Genomic DNA, 12,851 nt, shown 5'->3' with positions numbered 1-12,851 from the left:
CGATGATAATGAGTCAACTTAAGAAAGGTGAAAGCATCGCCGAAGTAGAACAAATCATCCAGAATGCTGTAGGTGATCTGTCTGAATCAAACAAGGCTGCATCATTGGAGCAATTACAATCCGCATTGGATGAGGTGTCTCCACTGGACTGCACGACTGCTGAATGGAATGCCTGCCGTTACGCACGCATGTACCTCAGCTCACAGATGGCGGAAGCTGTCTGATTTAATCAGAATATTTTTATTGAAAACTATTGGAGAGGGCTTGTGGGCCCTCTCTTTTTTTGTGTTTAGTCAGGACCTGGGTACTGGCTAAACACACGCCGCACAGGTCGCACGGGTTGCATGGGTCGCACACGTTGCACACTCCGCACAGGTCGCACACTCCGCACAGGTCGCACGCGTTGCATGGGTCGCACGCGTTGCACACGTCGCACAGGTCGCACGCGTTGAATGGGGCGCGCGTTGTACACATTGCACGCGTCGCACGCGTTGTACACGTCTTACGCGCTGGCAGCGTGGGGAAGGTTCCTGCCACCGGATATTTCCGGCTGGCACCGGGCCGTTCGTTACGCCACCCGGCGTTTTTCCCGGCCGGCGGTGAGGCCGCAGGCCTCCCCCCACCCGGATTCACCCGGACCGAAGGTCCGGGTGAATCCGGGAAAAAAAATCAACTCTTCCTGAAATCCGTAGGCCTCGAATGCGTAAACTCATGAAACGCATCTGAAAAGCTGCTGATAGAAGTATATCCCACCTCATAGGCAATATCACTGACAGGCTTCGATGTTTTTAATATCATCTCTATTGCCTTCACCATACGCAAAGTTTTCAGGTACTGTAAAAACGAAATCTGCAACGAGCTTTGGAACAGGCGCGACATAGACCGCTCACTGAGATTGAAATGCTTACTCACACCGGCAAGGGTGAGTCGCTCCCCGATATTTTTTTCCATATAACGTATTATGCCCAGCATCTGGCCGTCATCGGTAGTAGGAAGAATAATAGGCAGCGCCTTATTATTGAGCTCCGGCAATAATTTCTTTATAGCTACCAGGAATTCGAAATTATCGTCCTGGCTGGTGACATGCCGGCCATCCCAGCGTTCGGAATAGTTGATCATTTGTATCAGCAGTTCGCTGGCAGGGTATATGCCGAGCTGACTGTAAAAAGCGTTGCTATCATCGTCATGGGCATAAAAATACAGGGAACGCAGCACGGTAGCCGAGTGCCCGATGCGTAGTATATGTGGCATGCCTTGTGGTACCCAGAAGTAATGCCTGGCGGGCACTACATAGGTACGGTTAGAGATAGTGATATAGGCGATACCACCTTCTACATAACTCAATTGCCCTTTATTATGTGTATGCAGGGGTATTAGTTTCTCCGACTTTTCGTGCATTACAAATACGGCGTTGCGTTGCTTGTTGATCTCCGGCAATGATGCAATCAATCCCATAATGGCATAATTAATCTCCTGTAAAGGTAAAATTTTAATTTGGCTGGAATGATGAAAAGATTGACGTTTTGTCTGAAGTGGCATATTGTAACTCGTGATAATTTTGCACCCGGATATTGATTTAGGTATCTATTATTATGAATCACAGACAAGGAATTATTGCCACGGGACTGCTCCTGGCAATTCATTCATCGCACATTTACGCACAGGCCACCACAGTAAATGATACCCTGAAGATTACGCTGCCAGAGGCCTGGCAAAAAGCGGAAGCCTACAGCAGGGCAATTGCCATCAGGAAAAAAAGTACGGCCATTGCAGCCGAAGAAATTGAGGATCGTAAAAAAGAGCGACTACCCGAACTGGATGTAGCAGGAAGCGCTGAAAAAGCTACCAACATTCCCATTTACGGCGACGGTGTATTCACCAAACCTACCAGTCAGCATGAAGTTATTCACACCTTATATAAAGTAGGTGCCGATATGTACTTCAATATTTACAACGGCAACAAGTTAAATCTCCGGTTACAGGCGGATAAAGTATTACACCAGATGGCTACCATCCGGGAAGAAGAAACCACTTCCGAGATACGTTACAAAACCGCTGCACATTACCTGGAACTGCAGCAGGCACTGATTTTCAGGGACCTGATCAAAAGTGATATTGCTGACCAGGAGAAGCAGTTACAGGAAATTAAAACGTTTTATAAAAACGGTACCGTGCTCAAAAGTGATGTACTGCGGGTAGAGCTGGACCTCTCCAAACGCCAGCTCACGCTGGTGAAAATTGAAAATGATATTTTGGTGGCTACACAAAAGCTCAATATTATTTTGGGAGAAGAAGATGAAAGACCGGTCACCCCGGCGGCACTGGAAATGCCCGAAACAGGGATTGATTACACCCACTGCCTGCAGGAAGCCATGGCCCATTCGTATCAGTATCATCTCTCCGAAAACCAAACAGCACTTAGCAAAATAAACCTCCGGCAGGTGAAAGCGAACGTACGGCCAAAAGCAGGCCTGTACGGAGATTTCTACTACGCCAACCCACAAATCTTTTTATACCCTTACAACCCAAGCTGGTATTCACTTGGCATTGCAGGGGTAAAAGTATCATTCCCCCTTTCATCGCTATACCATAACACACATAAAGTAAGCGCTGCGAAAATCGAGCTGGATAAGGAAGAAGAAGCACATAAGGACACCGAAGATCAGGTGCGGCAACAAGTGAAGGAAGCCTTCCTTCGTTATAAGGAGTCGCTGGTACAAATCGACGTTGCACAAACCAACGTTACACGAGCACAGGCAAATGCCCGCATTATCAAAAGCGCTTACTTTCACCAGGCCTCGCTGGTGACCGATCTGCTGGATGCAGATGTGCAGCTGCTGGAAACCCGCTTCGAGCTGGCTGCCGCAAGAATTATCGCCCAAAATAAATACTACTTACTCCGCCACATCACAGGCACGCTATAATACAAAATGAAAAAGAAATACATAGTATCCGACAGGCTGATCACCAGGATCACAGGCTGGATGGCTGGCATTATTGTACTCGCTATGGCCGTTTGGGGCTTCCAGTCGCTCCGCTCATATTATCTCTTTGAACAAACCAACGACGCTCAGGTACAGGAGTACGTGAACCCCGTCATATCACGCGCCGGCGGCTTCATTGTAGCCGTTAAGTTCGAAGAAAACCAGCTCGTAAAAAAAGGGGATACCCTGCTGGTGATCGATAACCAGGAATACACATTGGAAGTGGATCAAACGGAAGCGGCTATACGTAAAGCACAGGCACAGCTGCAGGTACTGGACGCTAATATCCATACCCTGGAAAAAACCGCCAGCGCTGCTCAATCCCGCATCAGCGGCGCCAAAGCCAAAGTCTGGAAACAGGAACTGGAATATAAACGCTATAAGGAAATGTACGACGACGAAGCCGCCACCAAACAGCAGCTGGAAGATGTACAGGCCACCCTCGATATCAATAACAGCGATTATAAAACAGCAGAAGAAAACTACGGCGCTGCTACCGCTCATATCCAGGATATCTACGCGGAAAAAGCCGTGGTACAGGCAGAAATAGCGCGACTCAAAGCCTTGCGCGACCGCCGTAGTCTTGACGTAGGCTACACCGTTATCCGCGCTTCCTACGACGGCCGCATGGGACGCCGCACCGTAGAGGTAGGCCAGATGATTGATGCCGGCGAAACGCTCGCCTACATCGTCAACAACGAAACGGACAAATGGGTGGTTGCCAACTACAAAGAAACACAGGTCGAAAAAATGCGTATAGGCGATACCGTTAATATTATCGCGGATGCCTTTCCGGATGAGCAGTTCAAAGGAACTATCATTTCGCTGTCGCCCGCTACAGGTTCCAGCTTTTCCCTGTTGCCACCTGACAACAGTACGGGTAACTATGTGAAAATTGTACAGCGTGTGCCGGTACGCATCCGTGTGGACGGTAAACGTGCCGACATAGACCGGCTTAAAGTAGGAATGAACGTGAACGTATATTTGCCTAAAAAACAACACCATGGATAAGGGTACTCCTATTCCCATATTCAAGTCCATGGCGCCCGAGTGGCTTATCAAAGTAGTATTGTTTCTGCTGATACTGCCAGGCATCGTCATCTTCTTTTTGCCGATGGCCAATATCAGCGCAGCAGCAGGCTACTATGGCAGCGAGCCCGCGGACATACAGTTTGCCGTAGCACTGTTTTATGCAGGTTATGTAGGCTTCTACAGCCTGGAGCGCAGGTTCTTTGCGTACCTGGCGGCAAAGGAATATTATATAATATTTACCTTTTTGCAGGTAGTCACTTGTATCATCTGCTACCTCACAAACGACCTGTACATCTTTTTGCCGGTCAGATTTATTCAGGGAATGTTGTTTGCCTGTACGGTAAACCTGTCGCTGTCGCTGATGTTTACCAGGCTGGTAAGTGAAAGGGCACGGGAAGTTAGCTTCTCCGTATTTTTCGGCTTCCTGCTGTGTGCCGTGCCATTCAACAACTTTGTAACTGCTGATATGATCGATGCATACAACTTTAACATTGTATACAAGGCAGTAGCATTTACATATGTACCCGGTTTGTTATTACTGTTGCTAATGATGAACAGCGTACGGCTGAAAGTGAAATTCCCGTTGTATAACCTCGACTGGCAAAGCTTTACACTATACAGTACTGCTTTATGCCTCTTTGCCTACATCATGATTTTCGGGCAGGAATATTACTGGCTGGAAGATGCGCGCATACGTAACAGTGTGATCGGTATTGCGGTGCTGCTGCTGATCTACATTGTACGACAGCATAAAATGCGCCGGCCTTACCTGGATATGGGGATTTTCAGATTCCGGAATTTCAGGGTTGGATTGCTGGTGTTATTCATTATGTATATCTGCCGTTTTGCATCCGGTATTACCAATACTTTTTACACCAGCGTGCTGAAGTTTGATCCCATGCATCTTTCCTACATCAACCTGCTGAATATTGCGGGGCTGGTGTTCGGTGTAATTGTCGCCTGCTGGCTGATTCTAAAGAAACGGCACATCCGCACGCTATGGGTGCCTGGCTTTGTGCTGTTACTCATTTTTCATGTCTGGATGTTTTTCCTGTTTGATATACAGGCCGATGAGTTTAATTATTTCCTTCCACTGTTTATACAGGGAGCGGGCGTAGGTTTTATTATGGTACCTACCATTGTATACACCATTTCGGCCGTGCCGGTAGCCTGGGGGGGCAGCGCTTCGGCCGTATGCCTGGCAATCCGTTTCATGGGATTTTGTGTGAGCATTGCGCTCATCAACTATTTTGAATTATTTGGTAAAAGCAGGCACTATAACGCATTCCAGGATCACCTTACCAAAGTGGACCCTGTGGTGAAACAAACCCTCCGCATGCAGGCCCATCACCTGGAAGCCAAGGGAATGGCTGCCGGCAAGGCCATGCGGGCATCTGACAAACTACTGATCAACAGTGTAAACACGCAGGGGCATTTACGCTTTGCGATGGATTACTATGAATTGATGTCGTGTCTGATCATCATTACATTGTTGCTCATACTATTGTTCCCGTACCTGAACCGTACGGCAGTATACCTGAGGTCCCGCAGGCTGTCGCCCGCCTGATAAAGCAATTAATCATACATGTGTTAATAATCGTCCTACGCGCACCGGTCGCTCTGTTCTCAGAGCGACCGCTTTTTTAATTTAGCTAAGGGCGCCTTCGGCAACCCTTTATGTCAAAAGTCCAGGGACTTTGCAAAAACATATACTGCTTTTGCGTACATGTAAGGTAAATCTTTGTCTCGGCAGCGCGGAGACAATTAAGTAGGGGTACATCTCATGCATTTCCATGATAATCCCGTGCCTGCCATTTCCCCATCCTCCCAATTAATCTTAACTTTAGTAAAACCCTGCTATCATGGAAAAAGTAGCCATCATCGGATCACAGCGTGTGCCGTTTGTGAAGTCTTTCACACATTACCTCCGTACCTCCAACCAGGATATGCTTACTGCCTGCCTGCAGCAGCTTGTCAGTAAATACCATCTCGCCGGGGAGCGATTGGGCGATGTGGCGCTGGGCGCTATTATGAACCGCAGTACCGATTGGAACTTTGCCCGCGAATGTGTGCTGGGCAGCGGCCTGGACTCACATACGCCAGGCTACAACGTGGTACGTGCCTGTAGCACCAGCCTGGATGCCGCTGTGCAGATCGGTTTAAGAATTAAGGCAGGGCAGATAGCAGTGGGCATCGCCGGCGGTAGCGACACGAACAGTGATTTACCCATACTTTTCAGCAAGCAGTTTAGCTGGAAGATGATTGCGCTCCGGCATGCAAAAACTTTCGGTGAAAAGCTGAAAGTGCTGGCCTCTTTCCGTATCAAAGATTTATCCCCGGTATATCCCAGTATTGTGGAGCCGCGTACAGGCTTATCCATGGGGCAGCATACCGAGCGAATGGTGAAGGAGTGGGGCATTACCCGCGAAGCCCAGGATGAGCTGGCGTATTACAGCCATATGAATGCCGAAAAGGCTTATCAGGCGGGATTTTTCAATGATCTGGTTTTTCCATACAAGGGTGTTACAAAGGATACCATTATCCGCCCGGATACCACACTCGAAAAATTGGCGAAACTACGGCCAGCATTTGATACCACAGGCGCCGGCACTTTAACGGCCGGCAACAGTACATTATATTCTGATGGTGCCGCGGCGGTACTGCTGGCGTCAGAATCGTATGCGCGTCAGCGTGGGCTGCCCGTGTTGGCCTACCTGGAAGACGCTGAATCCGCTGCAGTGGATTATGTAAACGGAGAGGGGCTGCTGATGGCGCCAACATACGCAGTAGCACGTTTGCTCCGGCGCAATCACCTTACCCTGCAGGATTTTGATCTTTATGAAATACATGAAGCTTTTTGTGGACAGGTATTATGTACCCTGAAAGCCTGGGAAGATCCGGCTTATTGCCAGCGCCTGGGGTACGATCAGCCACTGGGCAGCATCGACCGTAGTAAGCTTAATACAACCGGCGGCAGTGTGGCAATCGGTCATCCCTTTGGAGCTACCGGTGCGCGGATACTGGGGCAAACCGCTAAAGTGCTGCATGAGCGTGGTGGTGGCAGAGCGCTGATATCTATATGTACGGCAGGAGGAATGGGACTGGTGGCGATAGTACAGTTATAAGGTAAGATAATACCACACACGTCTGTATCAATGCCTTATCTTGGATGAAGAAAGGTATTGTACGTTATGAAAATATTCAGGAATATAGTGCTTACCGTTATCTGTATGGTAACAGCACAGGCACTTTTTGCGCAAAAGCTTACCTATGCCCCTAATTTAGTGGAGTTTGGGGATGATACTATTTACATGGCCACGGGTAGCACTTATGCCTATACTGTTGATACGCCGCCTGGTGAAGGCCGCGTAGCTACCACCGTCACTCCCCAGGCATTTATAGCACAGCTTAATGAGGCTTATAACCCAATACTGCGGTTCTCACTTCAGGATGATACCACAGTTATCCTCAGAGGGCACGCCATGGAGCCCCGGTCATACTTTCTCAAACAACGAGCAGCCGCACTGAGTGCTAACCTGCAGGTATCCTCACCTTTTCGTCCCGAACATGTTCCCGGAGATATAATGATTGAATTCACCGCAGGCCAGCGCTCTCCTAACGTTAACATGCAATTAGTGATTCCTGCTGCCATAAAATTTGATAGCAAGCAGGTAATGGTAAATGTAATCGGCCGGGGCGAGGTGCCATTAGCCGCCCTGGCAACCACCAGCTCCGGCAGATTCGGAGCGGGGTATCCTTATCCTTTTATTGGCAAGGGTAACATTGCGCTGCAGGAAGATAGCTCCCACCTGATTACCCTGGAAAATTTAGATCTGCGTGCAAAAAATGGAGCAGATGTTGTTTTTCGTTTGCCCGGTGCCGTTATTAATAGATATACCCTTGAAAAAATCTATGCGCAATATATCACCTCCGAACCCGAAGTTTTGACCAGTGGTATCATTGATTGTATGGTACCCGTAAGCTACAGTAATGAAGGCTTGTACCTGATCACCAGGCGAATGGAGCGGTATGTGGAAACAAAAGATACTTATACCCATGTTAGCCTTAAATGGTATAAGCCAGGTAAGGTAAAGGTTATGCAGTCACTGGATGAGGGGAAAACCTGGCAGCCAGCCCATGCGCGAATGGGGGATTTACAGGCGGAGGTAAATCAGCTTATGCCGGATCGATATTATCGCTTTATGCTGCAGTTCGGGGATGGTAGCCATTCGCCCTACCTGGAATATTATTCCGGTAAACAGGTTTTCCTGCCAAAGGATACGGCTGACTGTACAGATGAACTCAATGCCATGATAGCAGCGTGTTCGAAGGCTGGTGGCGGCACCATCTTGTTTAAACCCGGTACCTATAACGTACGTACTGTTCACCTGAAAAATGATGTATACCTGTATATAGGCAAAGGCGCCACCATCAAAGCTTTAAAAGGAGGCGACGCGCCCGAATCTACCTGGTTCTCCGACAAAGCCTACCGCTCGGGCACATCCCCCACAGATCACGGTCCTTACGATGATCCTGAAAACTACCTCACCAAACAGGATGTAGGTCATCACTATTTCCAGAATGCCATGTTTACCGGCGAACGCCTGGATAACATCAAAATCATCGGCAACGGTCGCATTACCGGCAACGGCAATTTGGTAACCAGCGATAAGGTAATGAATAATGCACCGGATAACCGCAGCGATAAAATGATTTCCCTGAAACTATGTACCAACGTGGAAATCGGCGGTGTTTACCGCAAAGATGATCTCTGGTATGATAAGCAGAAAGATGAGCCTTATTACATCAGCGGTGACCCGGGCACGGATAACATGCTGCATATCGATCAGGCGGGGCATTTTGTGCTGCTGGCCACCGGTACCGATAGCATCTTTGTACATGATACCTATTTTGGTAAGCATAGCCCGAAAAATGCCAGGGATATTTATGATTTCATGGCCTGCAATAATGTAACTGTAACAAATATTTATTCCCGTGTTAGTTCTGATGATATTGTGAAGCCGGGCAGCGATTGCTCACTAGGTTTTACCCGGCCTGCAAAGCATTACAGGGTACGTAATATTATTGGAGATACCAACTGTAACCTGTTCCAGGTTGGTTCCGAAACTGCGGACGATATCAGGGATATTTGTGTGGATAACATTTATGTACTGGGTGCAAACAAAGCAGGCTTCTCCATCTCCACCAATGATGGCGCACATATCAGTGATATCCATCTCAACTGCGGACATACCGGCCCATTGCACCATCGTTCAAAAATGTTGCGTGCTGCGGCGCCGTTCTTTATTTCGATTTCCAACAGAGCAAGGATACTGGGCGCCCAGGCTGCGACCTTCAGTTACAGCGAACATGGTCGTGATCACAAGGAGTTACTGGTTACCAATGTGAGCATAGGTAAGGTGGAAAATATCCTGCTGAATGGGATCGACATTACGGAAGTATACGGCGGCAGTTCGTATAGTGGTAACCGTTGGAAACCATTCGACGGTACACAGCGCCGTTTTGCGGCTATTGTAGCTGGATATGCACTGCCACAAAATATTGGTTTTACCTTGCCTGATGGTCGCGCTACGGGCTATATCTCCAATATTCATTTCACAGATATATACCTCACAGCTAAAGGCGGTAACCCCATTACTGACACTGCACAAGTGCCCCAGGAGCTGGGCGTGGGCCAGTACAATGCGGCTGACCTGAAAATTCAGCCTGCCTATGGACTGTGGGCCCGTCATGTGCAGCAACTGGTAATTAAAAACGCTGCTTTTGCCTTTGAGCAGGCGGATCACCGCTATGGGATTTTTCTGGAAGATGTGGTGGGCGCCACGTTGCAAGGCCTGCGGATTCAAAAAACACGGGAGCAGCAGCAAGCTGTCCGGGTTGTTAACAGCAGCGGCACCCGTTTGTCAAATATTACCACATTCTGAAGAAAATGAGCTAATTTTCGGACTGTCTTTGTTGGGCATGAAAATACGGTATGTATGAATGAAATGGAACCACAGCTTAGGACAGTGCATGTAACCCGCTATATCACTCCATTGCGGGAAGGCGGCTCTATGCCAGGCCTTGCAGAAGCTGACGATGGCTTTATGTATGTGTTGAAATTCCGTGGCGCCGGCCAGGGAGTAAAGGCATTAATAGCAGAATTAATTGGTGGGGAGATAGCAAGGGCCTTGAAATTACGAGTGCCCGAGCTGGTATTTGCCACGCTGGACGAAGCTTTTGGCAGAACAGAGGCAGACGAGGAAATTCAGGACCTGCTGCGCTCCAGCGAGGGACTCAACCTGGCATTGCATTTCCTGTCGGCCGCCGCTACCTACGACCCGGCAGTTACCATCGTAGAACCTATGCTGGCATCGCAAATCGTATGGCTGGATGCACTGCTCACCAACGTAGATCGCACCTCCCGCAACACCAATATGCTGTGGTGGAAAAATGAACTCTGGCTGATAGACCATGGCGCGTCATTATATTTCCACCATACCTGGCAAAACTGGAAGGACCAGGCCGTGCGACCTTTTGCACAAATAGCCAACCACGTATTACTGCCACAGGCTACTGAACTGGAAACCGTGGATAAGCAATATCGTGCTATGCTTACACCGGAAGTGATCCGCGGCATCGTGAATCTGATCCCCGACGTATGGATTACCAGCAGCGGCGACTGGGAAGAAACACCAGACGAAGTACGCAACGTATATTTTGAATTCCTGACTACCAGGATTGCCTCATCAGAAATTTTTGTAAAAGCAGCCCAAGATGCAAGAGAAACGCTTGTTTGAATATGAATATGCGGTCATCCGCATTGTGCCCAGGGTGGAGCGGGAAGAGTTCCTCAATGTAGGAGTGGTGCTGTATTGCCGGCAGAAGAAATTTTTACAGTCGCTCGTAGCGCTGGACGAAGACCGCCTCCGCTGCTTTTCACCACTCACGGATTTAACGCTGATTAAATCCTACCTGGATGCTTTTACCAACATCTGCGCCGCAGCAACAGCCAACAGTCCTATCGCCAAACTGGATGCTGCCGGCCGCTTCCGCTGGCTTACTGCCACACGCAGCACGATGCTGCAAACCTCTAAGGTGCACCCCGGCTTAACCGCCGACCCGGCAGCTACCCTGCAACGGTTACTGGAAACCTTAGTGCTGTAACAGTTCATGTCAACCTAAATCATAAGAACAGTGATACTAAAGAAAACCTTTGCACTTTTAGCTTTCGTTTGTGTGCACCACGCGTACGCACAAACGAAGTGCCCGGTGATACCAATGCCGGCCAGCGCTACTACGTTGGATAATGGAAAAGTTGCCATCTCTGAAAATTTCGAGTCAAATTATTTAATAGAACGTGGTTTCGTGAATAACGAAATACATGATGTAGCCAGGTATCTTGGCAGCGAACGGGCGAAAATTGGCGAATTGTCTGCTGCTAAAAAAGGACCGAAATTATCATTGGCCATCAAGGCACTTCAGAATAATCATCCGGAATACTATGAGTTATCTGTTACGAATAAGGTGATAAAGATTGAAGCAAATACAGGGAAAGGCCTCTTTAACGGTGCTGTTACCTTACTGCAGTTAATTCGCAATGAAAAGGGAAACCTCCATCACTGGATCATCAAAGACGCACCGCAATACGCCTGGCGCGGCTATATGCTGGACGAATCCCGCCACTTCTTCGGAAAAGAAAAGGTAAAATCCCTGCTGGACTGGATGGCCTACTACAAGCTGAACAAATTCCACTGGCACCTGACAGACGAACCCGGATGGCGGATTGAAATCAAACAATACCCTAAGCTGACTACAGTAGGCGGTATCGGTAATTACACCGATCCTAAGGCGCCTGCCACCTACTACACGCAGGAAGAAATCAAAGAAATTGTAAAATACGCGGCAGACAGAAATATCGATGTGATCCCGGAAATAGATATGCCGGGCCACGCCACCGCAGCCAACTATGCCTACCCTGAATTTAGCGGTGGTGGCTCCAAAGGCCATCCTGAATTTACTTTCAACCCCGCTAAAGAAGGCACTTATGCTTACCTCACCAACATCCTGCGGGAAGTAAATCAACTCTTCCCTGCACATATGATTCACCTCGGTGGGGATGAAGTAAGCTATGGCAACGAAAAATGGAATACCAATCCAGATATCCAGGCACTCATGCAACGGGAGCACCTGCCGGATATTAAAGCAGTGGAACTGTATTTTATGCAACGCATGTCCGACTCTCTCTACAAGTTAAACAGCAAGATGCTGGCCTGGGACGAGATGGCAGAAGTTTCCCTGCCAAAGGATAAAACGATCATCTACTGGTGGCGTCATGATAAGCCTAATACGTTGAACACAGCGCTGGAAAAAGGGTATACAACTGTTATTTGTCCGCGACTGCCGCTGTACTTTGATTTTGTACAAGACAGTACCAACAAGCATGGCCGCAAGTGGAGTAAGCAGTATAACGCAATTGAAAGTGTCTATAAATTTAATCCGCTCACCCTGCTGCCATCCGGTGTAAACCCATCGCTGATAGCAGGTATGCAAGGCAACCTGTGGACGGAAACGGTATCTGATACAAAACGCCTGGATTACCTGACCTTCCCGCGCCTCTGCGCCCTCGCGGAAATCTGCTGGACGGCGCCGGACAGGAAAAATGAAGCGGACTTTATGCAGCGCCTTAAACCGCAGCTGAAATTATTTGAAGCAGCAGGCTTGTATTACTATGATCCATTTGATACAAACATACACCCGGAGCCGGTTCCAAAGAAGAAAACTGTAAGTGACTATAAAGACTAAAAAAGTAAGGCATCGGCGAAAGCCGATGCC

General features: G+C 48.4%; 10 protein-coding genes. 9 read left to right on the top strand and 1 reads right to left on the bottom strand.

Features of this window, described 5'->3' with window-relative positions:
* Positions 1 to 8: 8 nt before the first annotated feature.
* On the top strand, positions 9 to 224 hold the full coding sequence (locus tag BUB18_RS07440) for a hypothetical protein (protein ID WP_143159859.1): 216 nt from the start codon (positions 9 to 11) through the stop codon (positions 222 to 224).
* Between the two features lie 445 nt (positions 225 to 669).
* On the opposite strand, the gene BUB18_RS07435 is transcribed toward BUB18_RS07440, so the two are convergent.
* Positions 670 to 1,455, bottom strand: coding sequence for an AraC family transcriptional regulator (locus tag BUB18_RS07435; RefSeq protein ID WP_073079469.1), 786 nt, complete (start codon positions 1,453 to 1,455; stop codon positions 670 to 672).
* Between the two features lie 137 nt (positions 1,456 to 1,592).
* On the opposite strand from BUB18_RS07435, the gene BUB18_RS07430 reads away from it, so the two are divergent.
* The 8 genes from BUB18_RS07430 to BUB18_RS07395 all read left to right on the top strand — a co-directional run bounded on the left by BUB18_RS07430 (position 1,593) and on the right by BUB18_RS07395 (position 12,821).
* Positions 1,593 to 2,924, top strand: coding sequence for a TolC family protein (locus BUB18_RS07430; RefSeq protein WP_073079467.1), 1,332 nt, complete (start codon positions 1,593 to 1,595; stop codon positions 2,922 to 2,924).
* Between the two features lie 6 nt (positions 2,925 to 2,930).
* On the top strand, positions 2,931 to 3,995 hold the full coding sequence (locus BUB18_RS07425) for an HlyD family secretion protein (RefSeq protein ID WP_073079465.1): 1,065 nt from the start codon (positions 2,931 to 2,933) through the stop codon (positions 3,993 to 3,995).
* Complete coding sequence (locus BUB18_RS07420; protein ID WP_073079463.1) at positions 3,988 to 5,583, top strand: MFS transporter; 1,596 nt, start codon at positions 3,988 to 3,990, stop codon at positions 5,581 to 5,583. Before BUB18_RS07425 ends, BUB18_RS07420 begins: the two co-directional genes overlap by 8 nt.
* A gap of 295 nt (positions 5,584 to 5,878) precedes the next feature.
* Positions 5,879 to 7,141 carry an acetyl-CoA C-acetyltransferase gene (locus BUB18_RS07415; RefSeq protein ID WP_073079462.1) on the top strand — a complete coding sequence of 421 codons (1,263 nt, stop codon included), beginning with the start codon at positions 5,879 to 5,881 and terminating at the stop codon, positions 7,139 to 7,141.
* Positions 7,142 to 7,207: 66 nt separating this feature from the next.
* The gene (locus tag BUB18_RS07410) at positions 7,208 to 9,961 is read left to right on the top strand and encodes a hypothetical protein (protein WP_073079461.1); all 2,754 of its coding nucleotides are present in this window, start codon (positions 7,208 to 7,210) and stop codon (positions 9,959 to 9,961) included.
* 54 nt (positions 9,962 to 10,015) lie between these two features.
* The gene (locus BUB18_RS07405; protein WP_073079459.1) at positions 10,016 to 10,816 is read left to right on the top strand and encodes a HipA family kinase; all 801 of its coding nucleotides are present in this window, start codon (positions 10,016 to 10,018) and stop codon (positions 10,814 to 10,816) included.
* The gene (locus tag BUB18_RS07400) at positions 10,794 to 11,183 is read left to right on the top strand and encodes a DUF3037 domain-containing protein (RefSeq protein WP_073079458.1); all 390 of its coding nucleotides are present in this window, start codon (positions 10,794 to 10,796) and stop codon (positions 11,181 to 11,183) included. The genes BUB18_RS07405 and BUB18_RS07400 overlap by 23 nt, the downstream gene beginning before the upstream one ends.
* Before the next feature lie 30 nt (positions 11,184 to 11,213).
* Positions 11,214 to 12,821 carry a beta-N-acetylhexosaminidase gene (locus BUB18_RS07395; protein WP_218587998.1) on the top strand — a complete coding sequence of 536 codons (1,608 nt, stop codon included), beginning with the start codon at positions 11,214 to 11,216 and terminating at the stop codon, positions 12,819 to 12,821.
* Positions 12,822 to 12,851: the final 30 nt, after the last annotated feature.

The sequence above is a fragment of the Chitinophaga jiangningensis genome (assembly GCF_900142605.1).
Taxonomy (GTDB): domain Bacteria; phylum Bacteroidota; class Bacteroidia; order Chitinophagales; family Chitinophagaceae; genus Chitinophaga; species Chitinophaga jiangningensis.
This window is presented reverse-complemented; position numbering and strand designations above follow the sequence as displayed.